Raw genomic sequence first — 20,191 nt, forward strand, 5'->3', positions numbered from 1 at the left:
GCGTGCGGGATGAGGTGGACGGGGCAGGTGTCGAAACAGTCAATGCACTTCCTTATCGGAGTTGTTGGGTGAGGGGTGGGGGGTATCCAGCGGCGCGTCATTCGCGGGTAGCGCCCGACCGTTGGTCGGGTGGCCGTCCGACGGCGCGACAGCATCGGTTTCAGGGATCAGCTCCAACGCCGCAGGCGTAGTGCGCAGCATCAATCGGAACACCACCGGGTGCGTGCGCAGCCGGTCGAAGCTGAGCAGGCGCGCGGTGGTGAACAGCGCCAGCACGCCCAGAACCGCAGCAAAGTAAAGCGGCAGGGCGGCCGGACCGAACTGCTGCATGGCCGCACCGGCCAGCGCCGGGCCGATCGCCGCGCCCACGCCGTGCACCAGCAGCAGGCTGGAGCAGCCCGACAGCAGGTCTTCGCGCGGCAGGTAATCGAGCATGTGCGCCACCGCGAAGGGATACAGCGCGAACGCCAGGCCGCCATAGAAGAAGAACAGACCGAACAGCAGCCAGGTCTGCTGCTGGATCATCGGCATCGCGGCCACCGCCGCGATGCCTGCAGCGGCCAGGCACAGCGCCACCAGCCCGACGCGGCGGTCATGGCCATCGCTGATGTGGCCCAGCGGCCACTGCAGCAGGGCGCCGCCGGCAATGGCGGTGAGCATGAAGCGGGCCACGCCGTCATTGGTGAGGCCGACCTCGCCGGCATATACCGGGAGCAGGCCCCAGAACGCGCCCATGGCCAGGCCCGACAGCCCGGCGGCAACCGTGGCCACCGGCGCCATCGCGTACAGCCGCGACAACGTCAGGCGCGGCACCGACGGCACGTCCGGCGGGGTGAGCCGGGTGGCGGTGATCGGCAGCACGGCGGCGCAGACCAGCATGGCGATCAGCATGAACATCGACATGGCCGGCGCATTGCTGACCATCAGCAGGATCTGGCCCAGGGCCAGCGCGGAAAGGTTGACCACCATGTACAGCGAAAAGGCACGGCTGCGCTGGCGCGGGTCGGGCTCGGCGTTGAGCCAGCTTTCGATCACCGTGTACAGCCCCACCAGCGCGATGCCGGTAATGATGCGCAGCAGCCCCCACAGCCAGGCATTGAGCCACAGCGGATGCAGCAGCACCGCAATGGCGGCGAGGGCGGCAAAGAAGGCGAACGCACGGATATGCCCGATGCGGCCAATCAACGACGGGGCGAAAAAAGTGCCCATGAAGAAGCCCGCGAAATAACCGGACATCACCAGGCCCAACGTACCGGCACCAAAGCCAGCCTCACCGCCGCTTACCGCCAGCAAGGTGCCCAGAAGCCCGCTGCCCGTCAAAAGCAGCGCTACTCCTGTCAGCAGGGCGGTCAGCCGCAACACGCGTGCGACCTTCGTGGGGAAGGCGAACCGGTCACGACAATGACCCTAACACAGACGTGATTAATCCTTTGTCGCCGATGGCGCGGATTTGCGCATTGCGCCCACGCGGGCTACGGTGTCCGCATGACTGTGTACAAGTTCATGCCGCTCGCGGCTGCTTTGTTGCTCGCCGCGTGTGGTGGCCAGCGTGACCGCGTGGCCCACGATGTTGCGATGGCCCCGGCCGACGCGTTTCTCGCTGCTGTCGCCGCGCATTGCGGCAAGGCGTTTGAAGGCCATGTCGCCGCCAATGAGCCGAAGAGCGCTGCGCCCGATCCGTTCGACGGCAAGCGCCTGGTGATGCACGTGCGTGGTTGCGATGACGCCTCGCACACGCTGCGCATCCCGTTCCATGTGGGCGACGATCATTCGCGTACCTGGGTGTTGAGTCGCACCGATACCGGCCTGCGCCTGAAGCACGATCACCGCCATGCCGATGGCAGCCCCGATGCGGTCACGATGTACGGCGGCGACAGTGCGCCGCCGGGCACTGCGCAGCGCCAGTCGTTCCCGGTGGATGCCGATTCGGTGGCGATGTTCCGCAAGGCCGGCATGGCGGCGTCGGTGACCAATACGTGGGCCATGGAAATCGAGCCGGACAAGACATTCGTATACGAGCTCACCCGCCCGGGCGGACGCAAATTCCAGGTGGTGTTCGACCTCGCCCACCCGGTGGCGTTGCCACCGGCCCCGTGGGGCGCCGAGGCGCCCCGATAGGGCCCGACCGTGGGTCGGGCTGCCTTCCCGTCAACGCGCGCCGAACCTCGCCCGGCACCCATTGCTGACCCACACCATGCTCGGTCGATAGCCCCAGCTGCGGTTCTCGACACAGCTGCTGCCTGACAGCTGCTCCAGCAGCACAGGACGGCCCTGGCGCGAATCCCAGGCACAGGTCTGCTGGCGGTTGCCATTGCTGCTGCAGGTCACGCTGTAGTTGCTGCCGCCCCCGCCACCACCCCAGTTGCCGCGCGATTCGGCGAATTCACCGCGGCAGCCGCGGGTGACCCAGATCGTGTTCCCGCGCATGCCCCAGGTCTGGTTCTGTACGCAGGGCGACCCGGAGATCTGCCGCACCAGGGCCGCATTGCGCCACGGGGTAGGGCAGCTGCGCTCGCGGTTGTCATTGCTTTCGCACCGTATCGTGTTGCCGGGGCCGCCGGTGCCGGGGCCCCAACCGCCGCCACGGCCGTCGACGAATTCGGCCCGGCAGCCGCCGCTGACCCAGACCTGGCCGTTGCGCGAGCCCCAGTTGCTGCCTTCCACGCAGCGGGTGCCCGAGATCTGGCGGGACAGCCGCGCGCTGCGCCAGCCGGTGGGACAGACCCGCTGGCGGTTGTCGTTGCTCTCGCAGCGGACCACCCCGTCGTTGCCACCGCCGGGGTTCCAGCCGCCGCCGGAGCCGCCCAGCGAGGTGGCGATGTCCTGCTTGATCCGGGAAAAGCCCCAGGACGAGCGGTTGACCTGATCCAGGTAGAAGCGCATCTGGTCGTCGGGAATGCGCCGCCCCCCGGACTGTTCGGCGTATTCCTGGGAAATGACCCGCTGCTGGTCCTGGATCGACAGGGTGCGCAGGTTTTCCGGGGCATAGGCCCGGGCATTGACCTGGGCCTGCAGGGCCGGGGCGCCGCAGGCAAGGAGGGCGGTAAGACAGGCAACAGCGAGGCGGTTCATGGCAAATCCCCTTGCACATGGTGGTGCGCGGACTATAGGGACGGGTCGGATTAAGCCCGTGTGACTGTCCCGGATTTGCCCGATCGGGTTGCCGGCCGCAGAATAACGGGCTGACCGGTGCCGCCTGGCGCCGGCAACCTCCTGCGGAGCTTTACCCCCATGCGTACCCACTTCTGCGGCCTGGTCGACGAGACCCTGATTGGCCAGACTGTCACCCTCGCCGGTTGGACCGACGTTGCCCGCAACCTGGGCGGCGTGTGCTTCATCGATCTTCGCGATCATGAGGGCATCGTGCAGGTGACGGTGGAGCCTGAGAACGCCGACGTGTTCAAGGTCGCCGCCAGCCTCGGCTACGAGGACGTACTGCAGGTGGAAGGCGTGGTGCGCAGGCGCCATGCGGTGAACGACAAGATCCGTACCGGCCAGGTCGAGATCGTCGCCACCCGCATCACCGTGCTCAACAAGGCCGAGCCGCTGCCGTTCCACGCCCACGAGAACCCGGGCGAAGAAACCCGCCTGAAGTACCGTTACCTGGACCTGCGCCGCCCGGACATGCAGCGCATGCAGCGCACCCGCATCAAGCTGGTGCAGGCGCTGCGCCGCCACCTTGATCGCGACGGCTTCCAGGACATCGAAACCCCGATCCTGACCAAGGCCACCCCGGAAGGCGCACGCGACTTCCTGGTGCCGGCGCGCATGCACCCGGGCGAGTTCTACGCCCTGCCGCAGTCGCCGCAGCTGTTCAAGCAGATCCTGATGGTGGCCGGCTTCGACCGCTACTACCAGATCGCGCGCTGCTTCCGCGACGAAGCCCTGCGTGCCGACCGCCAGCTGGAATTCACCCAGCTGGACATGGAATTCGCGTTCGTGCGCGAGCGCGACGTGCAGGATTACGTGGAAGGCATGATCCGCGCGATCTTCAAGGAAGTGGTCGACGTGGAGCTGGCTGCCAGCTTCCCGCGCATGACCTGGGCCGAGGCGATGCGCCGCTATGGCTCGGACAAGCCGGATCTGCGCATCAGTCTGGAACTGGTGGATGTGGCCGAGCTGGTCAAGGACAGCCAGTTCCCGGTGTTCGCCAGCGCCGCTGCCGACCCCGATGGCCGCGTGGCTGGCCTGCGCATCCCGGGCGGTGCCAGCCTGTCGCGCAAGCAGATCGATGAGTATGCCGCGCATGCCGCCAAGTACGGCGCCAAGGGCCTGGCCTACATCAAGATCGCCGAAAACGGCGAAATCAGCTCGCCGATCGCCAAGTTCTTCAGCGAAGAGGCGTTCGCCGCGCTGGTCGCCCACGTTGGCGCCGGCAACGGCGACATCGTGTTCTTCGGTGCCGGTGGCTACAACAAGGTGTCCGACTTCATGGGCGCGCTGCGCCTGAAGGCCGGCAAGGACTTCGACCTGGTTGCCGCCGGCTGGGCGCCGCTGTGGGTCACCGACTTCCCGATGTTCGAGTACGACGACGAAGCCCAGCGCTACGTGGCCCTGCACCACCCCTTCACCGCCCCGGCGGTGGATGACATCGCCGACCTGCGCGCGAACGCGAAGACGGCTGTGTCGCGCGGTTACGACATGGTGCTCAACGGCAACGAGATCGGCGGTGGCTCCATCCGTATCCACCGCTCGGACATGCAGAGCGCCGTATTCGACCTGCTGGGCATCGGCGCCGAAGAGGCCGAAGCCAAGTTCGGCTTCCTGCTCGACGCACTGCGCTTCGGCGCGCCGCCGCACGGCGGCATCGCCTTCGGCATCGACCGCATTGCTGCGCTGATGGCGGGCACCGAATCGATCCGCGACGTGATCCCGTTCCCGAAGACCACCGGCGCGCAGTGCCTGATGACCGGCGCCCCGTCGCCGATCCCGGATGAGCAGCTGGCCGAAGTGCACATCCAGGTCCGTCCGCGCAAGAATTGATCCCGCGATCAACCGATCGCACCATCCCCCTCATCGCCACATCGTCCAGGAGATCCAGCAGTGACCGAATTTGCATTCGCAGTGGAATGGGAAAAGCTGGGCAACGTAGGTGCCGATGCCAACCTGGTGACCGAGCGCGCCCGCGTGTTCGGTGGCTGGCTGGTGCGCGTGGGTACCAACCCGGCCGCGATGGCGCTGACCTTCGTCGCCGATGGCGAAGGCCGCTGGGATGGTGAGGACTTCGGCGTCGAGGACTACGAGGACGACGAAGAGGAAGAGGGCGAAGACGAAGAGTACGAAGAGGGCGAGGAAGACGAGGACGAGGAGGAGTACGAGGAAGAGGACGAAGAAGACGGCGACGAGGAAGACGCCGCCAAGGGGCCGCAGGCCTGAGGCCTGCTCCGCACCCGTCCATGTACACCATCCGCCGCGCCGGCCCCGAGGACGCACCGACCCTGTCGGTGCTGGCCACCCGTACCTTCGTGGAAACCTTCGGCCACCTGTACCCGGCCCAGGACCTGCAGGACTTCCTGGACGAGGCTTATGCGGAAGATCGCCAGCGCGTGATCCTGTCCCACCCCGATTACGCGGTGTGGCTGCTGGAGCGGGATGGCGTGGCGGTCGGTCATGCCGCTGCCGGCCCCTGCGGCCTGCCGCACCCGGATGTGCAACCGGGGGATGGCGAGCTCAAGCGGCTGTACCTGATCAAGGAGCAGCAGAGCTGCGGTTGGGGCAGCCGCCTGCTCGAAACCGCGCTGACCTGGCTGGAACGCAACGGGCCGCGCACCCTGTGGCTGGGGGTGTGGTCGGAGAACTTCGGCGCTCAGCGTTTCTACGCCCGCTACGGGTTCAGCAAGGTGGGCACCTACGAATTCCCGGTCGGCCAGGTGCGCGACCTTGAATTCATCCTGCGCCGCCCGCCGCGGGCGGCCTGAACGGTCCATCTCCAGGAAACGACGTGAGCGGCGGGTTTCACTCGCCGTTCCTTCGTCCATTTGTCTAATGACACCGTTTCCTGCCTCTGGAACGGTTTTGCACCGGCTACGCTGAGCACATGACTCCCCCCGTTTTACTGCTGCATGGCATCTGGAATGCCCGCGCCTGGGTTGGCCCGTTGGCCTGGCGCCTGCGCGCGCGTGGCTTCAGCGTGGATACCTTCGGCTACTCCAGCGTGTTCGGCGGCCCCGACGTGGCCGTGCCGCAGCTGCTGAAGCGGCTCCAAGACAGCGGCCCGGTAGCGCTGGTCGGGCACAGCCTGGGTGGGCTGGTGGCCCTGGAGGCCCTGCGCCGCCAGCCGGACTTGCCGGTATCGAGGGTGGTCTGCCTGGGCTCGCCGCTGCGCGGCAGCGGCACCGCCCGTTCGCTGGCCGAGCATGGCTGGTCGCTGGCGCTGGGTCGCAGCAGCGAGCTGCTGCTCGATGGCCTGCCGGCCTGGGAGGGCAGGGCACAGGTCGGGCTGATCGCCGGGTCCGTGCCGCACGGGCTGGGCAGCCTGCTCGGCGCCTGCGGCGACGCCTCCGACGGCACCGTGGCGCTGGACGAGACCCGCCTGCCGGGCCTGACCGACCATTGCGTGGTGGCCGCCAGCCACAGCGGGCTGGTGTTTTCCCCCGACGCGGCGCGCCAGACCGCCGCCTTCCTGCGCGATGGCTGCTTCCGCCCGGACCGGGCCGCGCACGCGGCCTGACCCCGGCTAACACGGTGAAGGCGGTCGATCAGGTAGAATCCGCGCCCTGTTCCTGACGCACGCACGGAAACACCCATGGGTAGAGGCCCTTCCATCGAAAACCGCAAAAACGCGTCTGACGCGAAGCGCGGCAAGATTTTCACCAAGATCATCCGTGAGATCGGCGTAGCCGCGCGCGGCGGTGGAGGCGACCCCAACAACAACCCGCGCCTGCGGGTGGCCATGGACAAGGGCCTGGCCTCGAACATGTCCAAGGACGTGATCGAACGGGCCATCAAGAAGGCCACCGGCGAGCTGGAAGGCGTTGAATACGAAGAGATCCGCTACGAGGGCTACGCCCCCGGTGGCGTGGCCGTGATCGTCGACTGCCTGACCGACAACCGCGTACGTACCGTGGCCGATGTCCGCCACGCGTTCAGCAAGTGCGGCGGCAACATGGGTACCGAAGGCTCGGTCTCCTTCATGTTCAAGCGCATGGGCGTGCTGCACTACGCCGGCGGCGCCAACGAAGACGCAGTGACCGAGGCGGCCATCGAGGCCGGCGCCGATGACATCGTGGTGTACCCGGAAGACGGCGCCATCGACGTGCTGACCGCAGCCGACATGTACCACGCGGTCAAGGATGCGCTGGAAGCGGGCGGGCTGACGCCGGATCACGCCGAGCTGACCTTCCGGGCCGATAACGACATCAAGGTCGAGGGCGACACCGCCCTGCAGGTCAAGAAGCTGCTGGACATGCTGGAAGACCTGGACGATGTGCAGGACGTGTTCTCCAACGCCGACCTTGGCGCGGACGCCTACGCCTGATGTCCATGCCCCCGTCTCGCCAAGTGCGACGTCGGGGGCGGACAATGCGGACCATGATGACTCCCGACGCGCCACGCATGATCCGCATCCTAGGCATCGACCCCGGTTCGCAGCGCACCGGGGTGGGCATCATCGATGTGGACTGCACCGGCAAGGTGCTGCACGTGCACCACCTGCCGCTGGTGCTGCTGGGCGCCGACGACTTCCCCAACCGCATGAAGCTGCTGGTGCTGGGCCTCAACGCGCTGGTGGAGGAATACCGCCCGCATGAAGTGGCCATCGAGAAGGTGTTCATGGCGCGCAACCCCGATTCGGCCCTGAAGCTGGGTCAGGCGCGCGGCGCGGCCATCTCGGCCGTGGTCATGCGCGACCTGCCGGTGCACGAATATGCGGCCAGTGAGATCAAGCTGGCGGTGGTCGGCCGTGGCGGAGCGGAAAAGCAACAGGTCCAACACATGGTTGGGCTTATGCTCAACCTGAAAACCAGGCTGCAGGCCGACGCGGCCGACGCGCTGGCCGTGGCCATCACCCACGCCCATGTGAGGGCAACCGCGCAGCGCCTGGGCGTCAATGCCCGCCAGGCCTGGAGCCGGAAATGAGGACATCTGCATGATTGGTCGTCTGCGTGGGATCGTCGCGTACAAGGCGCCGCCGTGGCTGCTGATCGACGTCAACGGCGTCGGCTACGAACTGGAGGCGCCGATGAGCACCTTCTACGATCTCCCGGAACTGGGCCGCGAGGTCACCCTGTTCACCCACTATGCGCAGAAGGAAGACAGCGTGTCGCTGTATGGCTTCCTGCGCGAGGGTGAGCGACGCTTGTTCCGCGACGTGCAGAAGGTCAGCGGCATCGGTGCCAAGATCGCGCTGGCGGTGCTGTCCGGGGTGAGCGTGGACGAGTTCGCGAAGATGGTGCAGGCCGGTGACATTACCGCGCTGACCCGGATTCCCGGCATCGGCAAGAAAACCGCCGAGCGCATGGTGCTGGAGCTGCGCGATCGCGCGGCGAACTTTGGCGGCGGCGGTGCGCCGATTGCCGGCGCGGCGCCGGCCACCGACCCGGTCTCCGAAGCCACCGTGGCGCTGCAGCAGCTGGGCTACAAGCCGACCGAGGCCGCGCGCATGGCCCGCGACGCCAACGCCGACGGCGACGATGTCGCCACCGTGATCCGCAAGGCCCTGCAGGCCGCGCTGCGCTGAGCGCGCGGGCCTATTCCCCTTCCGACCGACGCCTTCCCGGAGTCTCATGTCCACCTCTTCCACCCAGCACGACAGCGGCCAGCACGGGCATGGCCATGCGCCGGCCGCCAGCGGCCTGGCCCTGATCGTCGGCGCCATCGGCGTGGTGTTCGGCGACATCGGTACCAGCCCGTTGTACACCCTGAAGGAAGCGTTCTCGCCGCATTACGGCCTCAACAGCGACCACGACACCGTGCTGGGCGTGCTGTCGCTGGCGTTCTGGGCGCTGAACATCGTGGTGACGCTGAAGTACGTCACCATCATCATGCGTGCCGACAACGACGGCGAGGGCGGCATCATGGCGCTGATGGCGTTGACCCAGCGTACCCTGCGCCATGGCTCGCGCTCGGCGTATGTGGTGGGCATCCTGGGCATCTTCGGCGCCTCGCTGTTCTTCGGTGACGGGGTGATCACCCCCGCCATTTCGGTGCTGGGTGCGGTCGAGGGCCTGGAAGTGGCCGCGCCGGGCCTGCATTCCTTCATCGTACCGATCACCGTGGTGGTGCTCCTGGCGGTGTTTGCCGTGCAACGGTTTGGCACCGAGAAGATCGGCAAGCTGTTCGGGCCGATCACCTCGATCTGGTTCATTTCGCTGGCCGCGATCGGCATCTGGAACATCGTCGATTCGCCGGAAGTGCTCAAGGCCTTCAACCCGATGTGGGCGCTGCGCTTCTTCATGGAGCACGGCTGGCACGGCATCTTCATCCTCGGTGCGGTGGTGCTGGCGGTGACCGGTGGCGAGGCGCTGTACGCGGACATGGGCCACTTCGGGGCCAAGCCGATCCGCCACGCGTGGTACTTCTTCGTGCTGCCGTGCCTGGTGCTGAACTATCTGGGTCAGGGCGCGCTGGTGCTCAACAACCCCGAAGCGGTGAAGAACCCGTTCTTCGAAGCGGTGCCGCAGTGGGCGCTGTACCCGATGATCATCCTGGCCACCATGGCCGCGGTGATCGCCTCGCAGTCGGTGATCACCGGTGCGTTCTCGGTCTCGCGCCAGGCCATGCAGCTGGGCTACATCCCTCGCATGCGCATCACCCATACCTCGCACGACACCATCGGCCAGATCTACATCCCCGGCATCAACTGGGGTATCGCGGTGATGGTGATCGGCCTGGTGCTTGCGTTCCGCAGCTCCTCCAACCTGGCGGTGGCCTACGGTATCTCGGTTTCGGCGACCATGCTCATCGATACGCTGCTGCTGGCGCTGGTCGCCCGCGCGCTGTGGCCGACCTCGCGTTACTGGATCATCCCACTCTGCGTGGTGTTCTTCATCATCGACCTGGGCTTTGTGATCGCCAACGGCGCCAAGCTGCTGCAGGGCGCCTGGTTCCCGGTGGTGCTGGGCATCGTGCTGTTCACCATGATGCGTACCTGGCGCCGCGGCCGCGAGCTGCTGCGCGATGAGATCCGCAAGGATGGCATCCGGCTGGATACCTTCCTGCCCGGCCTGATGCTGGCCCCGCCGGTGCGGGTGCCGGGCACGGCGGTATTCCTGACCGCCGACCCCTCGGTGGCCCCGCACGCGCTGATGCACAACCTCAAGCACAACAAGGTGCTGCATGAGCGGAACGTGTTCCTGCACGTGGAAACCCTGCCCATTCCCTATGCGATGGAAGGCAAGCGGCTGAAGATCGAATCGGTGGGCGATGAGTTCTACCGCGTGTTCGTGCGTTTCGGTTTCATGGAAACACCGGACGTGCCGCTGGCGCTGATGCGCTCGTGCGACCACGGCGGGATCTACTTCGACCCGATGGACACCACCTTCTTCGCCAGCCGCGAAACCATCGTGGCCACCGCCAACCGGGGCATGCCGATCTGGCGCGACAAGCTGTTCGCACTGATGCACCGGAATGCGGCTCCGGCGACCGGGTTCTTCAGGATTCCGGGCAACCGCCTGGTCGAGCTCGGTGCCCAGGTCGAGATTTGAGGCGATGGCCGACCAACGATCGGCCGCTACCGGTTGATTTCCATCCCTGGCGGGTGACGACCGTTGGTCGTCACCCGTTTTGCCGCATAATCACGCGATGACCGACGACCGCATCATCGGCGCCGGTGCCACCCGCGAGGATGACACCACCGACGCCAGCATCCGCCCCAAGCGCATGGCCGATTACCTTGGCCAGGCGCCCGTGCGCGAGCAGCTGTCGATCTACATCGAAGCAGCCAAGGCCCGTGGCGATGCGCTGGACCATGTGCTGATCTTCGGCCCGCCCGGCCTGGGCAAGACCACCTTGAGCCATGTGATCGCCAACGAACTCGGCGTGGCGCTGCGGGTGACCTCCGGGCCGGTGATCGAAAAGGCCGGCGATCTGGCCGCGCTGCTCACCAACCTGCAGCCGCACGATGTGCTGTTCATCGATGAGATCCACCGCCTGTCGCCGGTGGTGGAAGAAGTGCTGTACCCGGCGATGGAAGATTTCCAGATCGACATCATGATCGGCGAGGGCCCCGCGGCCCGCTCGATCAAGATCGACCTGCCGCCGTTCACCCTGATTGGCGCCACCACCCGGGCCGGCCTGCTGACCGCGCCGCTGCGCGACCGCTTCGGCATCGTGCACCGGCTGGAGTTCTATACCCCCGAGGAACTGACCCGGATCGTGCGGCGCTCGGCGGCCATCCTCGGCATCGACTGCACCGCCGACGGTGCGGCCGAAATCGCGCGGCGTTCGCGCGGCACCCCGCGTATCGCCAACCGGCTGCTGAGACGCGTGCGCGATTACGCCCAGGTCAAGGCTGCCGGCCACATCGACCAGGACGTGGCGCAGGCCGCCATGCAGATGCTGAAAGTGGACCCGGAAGGCTTTGATGACCTCGACCGGCGCATGCTGCGCACGCTGATCGATTACTTCGACGGCGGCCCGGTGGGCGTGGAATCGATGGCCGCGGCCCTGTCTGAAGAGCGCGGCACGCTGGAAGACGTGGTCGAACCCTACCTGATCCAGCAGGGTTTCCTGGTGCGCACCGCGCGTGGCCGCATGGCCACCCAGAAGGCCTACCGCCACCTGGGCCTGAAGCCGAAGAATCCGCCGGCCGACCTGTTCGCGGAGGTCCCGGATGTCGGTTGATCCGCGGTTCAGTTGGCCGACACGCATATATTGGGAAGATACCGACGCTGGCGGGGTGGTCTACCACGCCCGCTACGTGGCCTTCATGGAACGGGCCCGCACCGAATGGATGCGGGCTTTGGGCTACGGCCAGGAACGCACCCGCACCGAGCATGGCCTGGTGTTCGCGGTCCGGTCGATGACCATGGAGTTCCTGAAGCCGGCGCGGCTGGACGACGCGCTGGACGTGACCGCCACGCTGGTGCAGTGCAAGCGCGCCAGCATGGTGTTCGACCAGGCGGTGTGTCGCGGCGATGAAACGCTGCTGACCGCGCAGGTGAAAATCGCGGCACTGGACGCTGCCACATTCAAGCCGCGCGGCATGGACGATGCTCTCCACGCCGCGCTGAAACCCCACGTAATTCAAACAGCCGCATATTGAGGAACAACGGATGATCGGAATGCTCCTGGCCCTGCAGGCCACGGTGGTCGAAGCGCTGCCGCAGGAAGTCACCAGCGCCGCGTCGCAGACCGTCGCCCAGGCCGCGCACGGCGGTGGCATCAATTACCTGGACCTGATGATCAAGGCCAGCCTGCCGGTGAAGATCATCGTGCTGCTGCTGTTGGCCGGTTCGTTCATCAGCTGGGTGATCATCTTCCGCAAGGCGCGCGTGTTCAACGCCGCCAACCGCGAAGCCGATGAGTTCGAAAGCCGCTTCTGGTCGGGGGCCGACCTCGGCAAGCTGTACAGCGCCGCCACCGACCGCAACCGCAAGGTGGGCGGCCTGGAGGCGATCTTCGAAGCCGGTTTCCGCGAATTCACCCGCCTGCGCGACAAGCGCCGCCTGGATGGCCGCGCCCAGCTGGAAGGTGCCCAGCGCGCCATGCGCACCACCTTCACCCGTGAGGTGGACCAGATGGAGCGCAGCCTGGAACTGTTGGCCAACATCGGTTCCACCGCCCCGTACGTGGGCCTGGTCGGCACCGTGTTCGGCATCATGGTGACCATGCATGACATGATCAACAGCGGCGAGCAGGCCGGTATCGCCTCGGTCGCGCCGGGTATTTCCGAAGCCCTGTTCGCCACCGCCATCGGCCTGTTCGTGGCCATCCCGGCGGTGTGGGCCTATAACCGCTTCACCACCCGCGTCGAGCGCCTGTCGGTCCGCTTCGAGACCTTCGCCGAAGAGTTCAGCTCGATCCTGCAGCGCCAGTCCGCGGGCGACGAGTAAGTGCCCAGCACAAGGACCCTGCCATGACCGCTGCCATCGGCCGCCGCAAGCGCCGCAAGCTCAAATCCGAAATCAACGTCGTGCCTTACATCGACGTCATGCTGGTGTTGTTGATCATCTTCATGGTCACCGCGCCGCTGCTCACCCTGAGCTTTGAAGTGGACCTGCCCAGTTCGCAGGCCAAGGCGCTGGAGAGCAAGCAGGACCCGGTGATCGTCTCGGTGCGCCTGGACGGCCAGCTGAGCCTGAAGCTGCCTGAAGCGAAGGAGCCCGCCCCGATGGAGGCCGGCCAGCTGCAGGCCCAGCTCGGCGCGCTCGCCGCGCAGGACAAGAACCTGCGCGTGATCGTGGCCGCCGACAAAGCCGTGGCCTACGAAAAGGTGGTCGCGGCGATGGACGTGATCAAGCGCGCCAACGTGGAAAAGGTGGGTCTGGCGACCGATGCACGCTGAAGCCCTGCCACCGCAGCGCCAGCCGGAAGGCGAGTGGGGCCTGCCGATCGCTCTGGCGATCCTGGTCCACGTGCTGCTCGCGCTGGTGTTCATCGCCGCCTGGCTGTGGTCGCCCCAGCGCAGCACTGAAGCGGCCGCCGGCGATCCGGCCATTGAAGCCAGCCTGCAGCTGTCGGCGTCGGAAGCCGCCGCGGCACGCCAGGCGCTGCGCGCGTCGGAAAAGCTGCCTGACCTGCCCGAGCCGGTCGCCGAGCCGATCCCGGTGGAAGAAGACACCGTGCCGCCGCCGCAGCCGCTGCCCGAGCCGCGCCCCCAGGACGCGCCCACCCCGCAGCAGCAGAACGCGCAGGAACGCATCGCGCAGCCCGACACGGTCGACCAGGCCGCGGTCAACGCGATGTCGATCTCGGCCGAGAAGGCCAAGCAGGAGCAGGAAGCCAAGCGCCGCCAGGAGCAGATCGACCTGACCGAACGCAAGCGCGTGGAAGAGGCCGAGCAGAAACTGCGGCTGGCCAAGCAGCAGGAAGAGGCCGCGCAGAAAAAGAAGCTCGCCGAGCAGGAGCAGAAGGCCAACGACGTAAAGGCCGAAGCCGAGCGCCAGAAGAAGATCGCCGAGATCCGCAGCCGCCGCGAGGCGGCAGAGAAGGAAGCCAAGCTGGCCGAGCAGAAGCTGCGCCAGCTGGCCGCCGCGCGGGCCGCTGCAGGCCAGTCCACCGCCGGTTCCAGCGGCGCCGCGCAGCCGGCCGCCGGCGGCGGCGGTACCAGCGACGACCTGCGCGCCAAGTACGCCGCAGCGATCCAGCAGAAGGTGCTTGCCTCGTGGACCCGCCCGGACAACGTACCGTTCGGCCAGCGCTGCAAGATCGTGATCGTGCAGCTGCCCGGCGGCAACGTGAGTTCGGCCAAGGTCAGCCCGGACTGCCCGTTTGACGAGGCCGGCCGCCGCTCCATCGAAGCCGCTGTGCTGAACGCCCAGCCGCTGCCGTACCGCGGCTTTGAAGAAGTGTTCTCGCGCCAGCTCAACTTCACCTTTACCGCCCAGGACAACTGATCCCGGGCGGCCCGGTGCCGCGTTTCGTTAATGCGCTGTGATTTCCGCGGCCACGACCACTCGGATTTCACACCCGGTTGGTTCATGATTGCGAAACCGTTCACCGCACTGCTGTTATCCCTCGTTCTGGTTTTCCCCCTATAGAGCGCCCATGAAGAAGATGCCTCGCTGGTTTGCCGTGTTCGCGGCTTTGTTGTTCCTGCCTTTCGCCGCCGCCGCGCAGCAGAGGGGCCTGGACATCGACATCATCGGCGGTAACGCCTCCGCGTTGCCCATCACCGTGGTGCCCATGCCCTACCAGGGCTCAACCGCTGCCCCGCAGACCGACGTGGCGCAGGTGGTCCGCGCCGACCTGGAGCGTTCGGGCCAGTTCCGCACCCTCCCCGAAGCGCAGATCGTCGAAAAGCCGACCCGTGGCGGTGAGATCCAGTTCGCCACCTGGCGCGCGCTGAAGCAGAACTACATCGTGGTCGGCCGGGTCATGGACGCCGGTGCCGGCGCCTACCGCGTCGAGTACGAGCTGTATGACGTGCCCAAGGGCGAGCGCCTGCTGGGCCTGGCGATGACCGCCCGTGGCAATGCCATGCGCGACGTTGCCCACCAGATGGCCGACGCCATCTACGAAAAGATCACCGGTGTGCGCGGCGCCTTCTGGACCCGCATCGCCTACGTCACCGCCAGCGGCAAGGGCGATGCCATGCGCTACGCGCTGATGGTGGCTGATTCGGACGGTTTCAATCCGCAGACCATCGTGCGTTCGGCCGAGCCGCTGCTGTCGCCTTCGTGGAGCCCGGACGGCAACCGCTTGGCCTATGTGAGCTTCGAACGTGGCAATTCGGCGATCTACATCCAGAACATCGCCACCGGCGCCCGTGAGCTGGTGACCAGCTTCCGCGGCATCAACAGCGCCCCGTCGTTCTCGCCTGATGGCCGCCGACTGGCCCTGTCGCTGTCGCGCAGCGGCAACCCGGAAATCTACGTGATGGACCTGGGCAGCAAGCAGCTGACCCAGCTCACGAACCACTTCGCCATCGACACCGAGCCGACCTGGAGCGCAGACGGTTCCAGCGTCTACTTCACCTCCGACCGTGGCGGCCGCCCGCAGATCTACCAGGTGTCCTCGAGCGGTGGCAGCGCCTCGCGCGTGACTTTCCAGGGCAACTACAACGCCACCCCGAGCATGTCCTACGACGGCAAGAAGCTGGTCGTGGCGCAGGGCAGCGGCAATACCTACAAGATCGCGATGATGGACAGCAGCCTGGGGTCCCCGCGCTGGAGCACGCTGTCGCCGGGCTCGCTGGATGAGTCCCCCACGTTTGCGCCCAACGCAAGCATGGTGCTGTACGCCGCCCGCGAGGGTGGTCGTGGCGTGTTGTATGCCGTGTCGGCTGATGCGCGCGTGCGCCAGCGGCTGGTCCTGGCCGACGGTGATGTTCGCGAGCCTTCTTGGTCGCCATACCGTACAAAGCGCTAACAGAGTGTTAAGATCCGCACGTATTCATCCCTACATCCGGCTTTAGGAGCCTCAAAGGTAACTACATGAACAAGACCACCCGCGTTTTGCTTGTCTCCCTGCTGTCCGTGGCCGCTCTGGCCGGTTGCTCGAAGAAGGTCAAGGAACAGCCGGCTGCTCCGGTTGACACCGGCAGCACCTCGCAGCCGACCGGCCCGTCGACCTCCGGCCTGTACGGCCCGGGCGACCTGGACACCGATGCCTGCCTGCGCCAGCGCGTTGTGTACTTCGACCTGGACCAGGACGCAATCAAGCCGGAATTCCAGGCCCAGATGGCGTGCCACGCCAAGTACCTGCGTGACCGTCCGTCGTCGCGCATGACCCTGCAGGGTCACACCGACGAGCGCGGTTCGCGCGCCTACAACCAGGCCCTGGGTGAGCGTCGTGCCAACGCCGTGTCCTCGGCGCTGCAGGCCAACGGTGGTTCGGCCAGCCAGATCACCGTCGTGTCCTACGGTGAAGAGCGTCCGGTCTGCACCGAATCGGCCGAGTCCTGCTGGTCGCAGAACCGTCGCGTCGAAATCGTCTACACCGCGCAGTAATCCATGCGCATCGGCATCAAAAACCTGATGCTGGTCGTTGCGGCAGCCTTCTTGGCTGCCGCACCGGCGCAGGCCCAGCGGCAGAGCCTGGCCGACCGCGTTGGCGCGCTTGAGCAGCAGGCCTACAACAACAGTTCCAACCAGGACCTGTTGAACCAGGTCAACCAGCTTCGGCAGCAGATCCAGCAGCTGCAGAGCACGGTTGAGCAGCTCCAGAACGAAAACGCCCAGCTCAAGCAGACCTCGCAGGACCAGTACCTGGACCTGGACGGGCGTCTGAACCGTATCGAAGGTGGCTCGGCCCCGATCCTTCCGGCCGCTCCGGCCACGAATGCACCGGCCGTCGCCCCGAAGCCCGCCGTACCGGCAGCGGCCGCCACCGAGCGGCCGCCCTCCGTGCATGGTGACCCGGGCAGCCTTGCTGCCAGCGGCGACGAGCGCACCGCGTACAACGTGGCTTTTGATTCGCTCAAGGCCGGCAAGTACGACGACTCGGCCCAGCTGTTCCTGAGCTTTCTCGAGCTCTACCCCAATGGCGTCTACACCCCCAACGCGCTGTACTGGCTGGGTGAAAGCTACTACGCCACCCGCAATTTCCCGCTCGCCGAGGCGCAGTTCCGCGACCTCATCGCGCGTTACCCAACCCACGACAAGGCCTCTGGTGGCCTGTTGAAGATCGGCCTTTCCCAGTACGGCGAAGGCAGGATCGAGGAAGCCCAGGCCACCCTGGAGCAGGTCGTCAACACCTATCCCGGCTCCGACGCCGCGCGCACCGCGCAGGACCGTCTGCAGGCCATCCGCCTCGGCCAGCAGATCCGCTGAGGCCCCGACCGGCCAAGGCCGGTATAATCATCTGTTGCGCGCCGGCCAACCCGGTGCACCCGTGCGGCTGAACGTCCGCGCGGCCTTCGTAGAGCCAGGCCCTGCCTGGCTGCTCTCGTTTCCGTAACCGCATTCCCCAGACGCCCACAATGACCACCCCCCAGTCCGCCGCCGCGCTCCCCAGCGAGATCGTGCAGTCGCCCCTGCCACGGCTGAAGATCACCGAGATCTTCACCTCCCTGCAGGGCGAAGCCGATGCAGCCGGCTGGCCGACCGTGTTCGTGCGCCTGACCGGCTGCCCGCTGCGCTGCACCTACTGCGACACCGCCTACGCCTTTCACGGCGGCACCTGGTGGGACATCGACGAGATCGTGCGCGAAGTGCTGGCCCAGGGCGTCCACCACGTGTGCGTGACCGGTGGCGAGCCGCTGGCGCAGAAGCGCTGCCTGGTGCTGCTGGAGAAGCTCTGCGACGCCGGCGTGGACGTCTCGCTGGAAACCTCCGGCGCACTGGATGTCAGCGGCGTGGACCCGCGCGTGTCGCGCGTGGTCGACCTCAAGACCCCCGGTTCCGGCGAAATGGCCCGCAACCGCCTGGAAAACCTGCCGCTGCTGACCCGCCGTGACCAGATCAAGTTCGTGCTGTGCAGCCGCGAAGACTACGACTGGGCGCGCGCGATGGTGCGCGAGCACCGCTTGAACGAACGCTCCATGGTGCTGTTCTCGCCCAGCAAGGGCCAGGTCAGCCCGCGCGAGCTGGCCGACTGGATCGTCGAAGACCGCCTCCCGGTGCGCTTCCAGATGCAGCTGCACAAAATTCTCTGGGACGACGAACCGGGCCGCTGAGCCCGTTCGTTGCCCCTTGATGTACCGGCGCGGGACAGCGTGCTGGCTTTCCCGCAACCCACCGGAAACACCCTCATGAAGAACGCAGTTGTCCTCCTGTCCGGCGGCATGGATTCCGCCGCCGTCGTCGCCATGGCCCGCGAGCAGGGCTTCGCCGTGCATGCCCTGAGCGTGCGTTACGGCCAGCGCCACACCTCCGAACTGGCCGCCGCCGCCGCCGTGGCCAAGGCGCTGGGCGTGGTCGCGCACAAGACCGTCAACGTGGACCTGCGCAGCATCGGCGGCTCGGCGCTGACCGACGACATCGACGTGCCCGAAGCGGGCGGCGAGGGCATCCCGGTCACCTACGTGCCGGCACGCAACACCATCATGCTGTCAGTCGCGCTGGGCTGGGCCGAAGTGCTGGGCGCCAACGACATCTTCTGTGGTGTCAACGCGGTGGACTATTCCGGCTACCCGGACTGCCGCCCCGAGTTCATCAGCGCCTTCCAGACCCTGGCCAACCTGGCCACCAAGGCCGGCGTGGAAGGGGCGGGCATCCAGGTACATGCACCGCTGCAGTTCCTGAGCAAGGCCGACATCGTGCGTGAAGGCGTGCGCTTGGGCGTGGATTTCGGCCTGACCGTGTCCTGCTACAACGCCGACGACAGCGGCGCGGCATGCGGCCACTGCGATGCCTGCCGCCTGCGCGCGCAGGGCTTCGCCGACGCCGGCGTGGCCGACCCGACCCGCTACGCCTGATCGCCGGGGTACGCCTGCGGCGCAAGATGGGTTAGAATGCGCACCCCCGGCGCGAAGTCGGGGCATGCAATGGGCCGTTAGCTCAGTCGGTAGAGCAGAAGACTTTTAATCTTTTGGTCGATGGTTCGAATCCATCACGGCCCACCACTGCATCAGATAACTAAAGGCGCCCGATGGGCGCCTCTTTTGTTTCTGGCGAAGACGTCGGTCACAACGCGCAGCACTCGCCACCGGTGTCATACTCGTTGTATGCCAGAGCGTGTTTCCGGTGGATACAATCCATCGATCCCGGTAGCTCCCGGGCGCTGACATGTGCTCTCCAGTGAAGATTCTCCTGACAGGAAGTTCAGGCCGGGTTGGTCGCGCCATCTTTGGCGCCCTGGCCGCCCGCCACGATGTGGTGGGCATTGACCGCAGTCCGTTTGCGACCACGCGTCACGTGGCCGATTTCACCGATACCCGGGTGCTCGCCAGGGCGCTGCAGGGCGTGGACGCGGTCATCCATGCCGCTGCGTTGCACGCGCCGCACGTGGGCCTTTTCAGCGACAGCGAATTCCAGCGCATCAACGTGGAAGGCACCCGCACGCTGGCAATGCTGGCGCGCGAAGCAGGAGTGCGGCGGCTGGTGTTCACCAGTACCACTGCGCTGTACGGACACGCCATCGTACCGGGGCGCTGTACCTGGGTGGACGAACAGACCACGCCCCAGGCCCGCACCGTGTACCACCGGTCCAAGCTGGCCGCCGAACAGTGGCTGGAAGAGGCCGCAGGACCCGACCTGGATGTGCGCGTGATCCGGATGTCGCGCTGCTTTCCGGAGCCGCCGGAACGCATGCTGTTGTACCGGCTGCATCGGGGGATCGATGTCCGTGATGTGGCAGATGCGCATGTGGCCGCGCTGACCAACGGCGGCCCGGCGTTCCAGCGCTATCTGGTGAGCGGCTGGACACCGTTCCAGCGGGAGGATTGCGAGGCGCTGGTGAAGCGTCCGCGTGACGTCCTGGCCCAGCGCTGCCCGCAATGGCTGGCCGAGTACGACCGTCGCGGCTGGACACTGCCGGTGGTGGATCGAATCCATGACGCGCGCGCTGCCAGTGTCGGGTTGCAGTGGCGCAGCTGGCGTGGGCCGGAAACGATCCTGGAGCAGCTGGCGGTGGGTAGCATCGAGGTGTTGCCCGATACCGTCCGCGTCGAAGACTGCACCATTGAATAGGCCATGTACACGCCGCCTGA

Annotated in this window: 22 protein-coding genes and 1 tRNA gene; 21 read left to right on the plus strand and 2 right to left on the minus strand. The window is 66.7% G+C overall.

The window, feature by feature from the left end:
* Window positions 1-39: 39 nt before the first annotated feature.
* Window positions 40-1,362 carry an MFS transporter gene (locus ACTJI4_RS04060; protein ID WP_392920871.1) on the minus strand — a complete coding sequence of 441 codons (1,323 nt, stop codon included), beginning with the start codon at window positions 1,360-1,362 and terminating at the stop codon, window positions 40-42.
* Window positions 1,363-1,485: 123 nt separating this feature from the next.
* Between ACTJI4_RS04060 and ACTJI4_RS04065 the strand changes: the two genes are divergently transcribed.
* Entirely contained in the window at window positions 1,486-2,118 is a 633-nt protein-coding gene (locus ACTJI4_RS04065; RefSeq protein WP_440868586.1) for a hypothetical protein, read from the plus strand.
* 30 nt (window positions 2,119-2,148) lie between these two features.
* Here the strand turns inward: ACTJI4_RS04065 and ACTJI4_RS04070 are convergent, their stop codons facing one another.
* A complete protein-coding gene (locus ACTJI4_RS04070; protein ID WP_440868587.1) occupies window positions 2,149-3,072 on the minus strand; it encodes a DUF3011 domain-containing protein in 924 nt (307 codons plus the stop codon).
* 159 nt (window positions 3,073-3,231) lie between these two features.
* On the opposite strand from ACTJI4_RS04070, the gene aspS reads away from it, so the two are divergent.
* The 20 genes from aspS (at window position 3,232) to ACTJI4_RS04170 (ending at window position 20,171) form a co-directional block, all read left to right on the plus strand.
* On the plus strand, window positions 3,232-4,983 hold the full coding sequence (gene aspS, locus ACTJI4_RS04075; RefSeq protein ID WP_392920862.1) for an aspartate--tRNA ligase: 1,752 nt from the start codon (window positions 3,232-3,234) through the stop codon (window positions 4,981-4,983).
* A gap of 60 nt (window positions 4,984-5,043) precedes the next feature.
* On the plus strand, window positions 5,044-5,376 hold the full coding sequence (locus ACTJI4_RS04080; RefSeq protein ID WP_440868588.1) for a DNA primase: 333 nt from the start codon (window positions 5,044-5,046) through the stop codon (window positions 5,374-5,376).
* Window positions 5,377-5,396: 20 nt separating this feature from the next.
* Complete coding sequence (locus ACTJI4_RS04085) at window positions 5,397-5,918, plus strand: N-acetyltransferase family protein (RefSeq protein ID WP_440868589.1); 522 nt, start codon at window positions 5,397-5,399, stop codon at window positions 5,916-5,918.
* A 119-nt stretch (window positions 5,919-6,037) separates the two neighbouring features.
* Window positions 6,038-6,670: an esterase/lipase family protein gene (locus ACTJI4_RS04090; protein WP_392920853.1), complete on the plus strand. Its 633-nt coding sequence runs from the start codon at window positions 6,038-6,040 to the stop codon at window positions 6,668-6,670.
* 75 nt (window positions 6,671-6,745) lie between these two features.
* A complete protein-coding gene (locus ACTJI4_RS04095; protein ID WP_440868590.1) occupies window positions 6,746-7,477 on the plus strand; it encodes a YebC/PmpR family DNA-binding transcriptional regulator in 732 nt (243 codons plus the stop codon).
* Window positions 7,478-7,554: 77 nt separating this feature from the next.
* Entirely contained in the window at window positions 7,555-8,076 is a 522-nt protein-coding gene (ruvC, locus tag ACTJI4_RS04100) for a crossover junction endodeoxyribonuclease RuvC (protein WP_392920990.1), read from the plus strand.
* Between the two features lie 10 nt (window positions 8,077-8,086).
* On the plus strand, window positions 8,087-8,677 hold the full coding sequence (ruvA, locus tag ACTJI4_RS04105) for a Holliday junction branch migration protein RuvA (protein WP_392920847.1): 591 nt from the start codon (window positions 8,087-8,089) through the stop codon (window positions 8,675-8,677).
* A gap of 46 nt (window positions 8,678-8,723) precedes the next feature.
* Window positions 8,724-10,643 (plus strand): potassium transporter Kup, encoded by a 1,920-nt coding sequence (locus tag ACTJI4_RS04110; RefSeq protein WP_392920844.1) that lies wholly within the window; start codon window positions 8,724-8,726, stop codon window positions 10,641-10,643.
* A gap of 97 nt (window positions 10,644-10,740) precedes the next feature.
* Entirely contained in the window at window positions 10,741-11,781 is a 1,041-nt protein-coding gene (gene ruvB / locus ACTJI4_RS04115; protein WP_184126745.1) for a Holliday junction branch migration DNA helicase RuvB, read from the plus strand.
* A complete protein-coding gene (gene ybgC, locus ACTJI4_RS04120) occupies window positions 11,771-12,202 on the plus strand; it encodes a tol-pal system-associated acyl-CoA thioesterase (RefSeq protein ID WP_392920841.1) in 432 nt (143 codons plus the stop codon). Before ruvB ends, ybgC begins: the two co-directional genes overlap by 11 nt.
* Before the next feature lie 10 nt (window positions 12,203-12,212).
* Window positions 12,213-12,992, plus strand: a complete 780-nt coding sequence (tolQ, locus tag ACTJI4_RS04125) for a protein TolQ (RefSeq protein ID WP_068853753.1) — start codon at window positions 12,213-12,215, stop codon at window positions 12,990-12,992.
* A 23-nt stretch (window positions 12,993-13,015) separates the two neighbouring features.
* The gene (tolR, locus tag ACTJI4_RS04130) at window positions 13,016-13,444 is read left to right on the plus strand and encodes a protein TolR (RefSeq protein WP_392920837.1); all 429 of its coding nucleotides are present in this window, start codon (window positions 13,016-13,018) and stop codon (window positions 13,442-13,444) included.
* Window positions 13,434-14,495 (plus strand): cell envelope integrity protein TolA, encoded by a 1,062-nt coding sequence (gene tolA, locus ACTJI4_RS04135; protein ID WP_440868591.1) that lies wholly within the window; start codon window positions 13,434-13,436, stop codon window positions 14,493-14,495. The genes tolR and tolA overlap by 11 nt, the downstream gene beginning before the upstream one ends.
* Window positions 14,496-14,646: 151 nt before the next feature.
* Entirely contained in the window at window positions 14,647-15,969 is a 1,323-nt protein-coding gene (tolB, locus tag ACTJI4_RS04140; protein ID WP_392920831.1) for a Tol-Pal system beta propeller repeat protein TolB, read from the plus strand.
* Window positions 15,970-16,034: 65 nt separating this feature from the next.
* On the plus strand, window positions 16,035-16,550 hold the full coding sequence (gene pal / locus ACTJI4_RS04145) for a peptidoglycan-associated lipoprotein Pal (protein WP_392920828.1): 516 nt from the start codon (window positions 16,035-16,037) through the stop codon (window positions 16,548-16,550).
* Between the two features lie 3 nt (window positions 16,551-16,553).
* Complete coding sequence (gene ybgF / locus ACTJI4_RS04150; protein WP_440868592.1) at window positions 16,554-17,372, plus strand: tol-pal system protein YbgF; 819 nt, start codon at window positions 16,554-16,556, stop codon at window positions 17,370-17,372.
* A 149-nt stretch (window positions 17,373-17,521) separates the two neighbouring features.
* A complete protein-coding gene (gene queE, locus ACTJI4_RS04155) occupies window positions 17,522-18,217 on the plus strand; it encodes a 7-carboxy-7-deazaguanine synthase QueE (protein WP_440868593.1) in 696 nt (231 codons plus the stop codon).
* 75 nt (window positions 18,218-18,292) lie between these two features.
* On the plus strand, window positions 18,293-18,958 hold the full coding sequence (gene queC, locus ACTJI4_RS04160; protein WP_307106504.1) for a 7-cyano-7-deazaguanine synthase QueC: 666 nt from the start codon (window positions 18,293-18,295) through the stop codon (window positions 18,956-18,958).
* A 71-nt stretch (window positions 18,959-19,029) separates the two neighbouring features.
* Window positions 19,030-19,105, plus strand: a tRNA-Lys gene (locus ACTJI4_RS04165).
* 175 nt (window positions 19,106-19,280) lie between these two features.
* Window positions 19,281-20,171: an NAD-dependent epimerase/dehydratase family protein gene (locus tag ACTJI4_RS04170; RefSeq protein ID WP_440868594.1), complete on the plus strand. Its 891-nt coding sequence runs from the start codon at window positions 19,281-19,283 to the stop codon at window positions 20,169-20,171.
* Window positions 20,172-20,191 lie beyond the last annotated feature (20 nt).

Origin of the sequence: Stenotrophomonas sp. 22385, assembly GCF_052045085.1 — a bacterium.
GTDB lineage: Bacteria > Pseudomonadota > Gammaproteobacteria > Xanthomonadales > Xanthomonadaceae > Stenotrophomonas.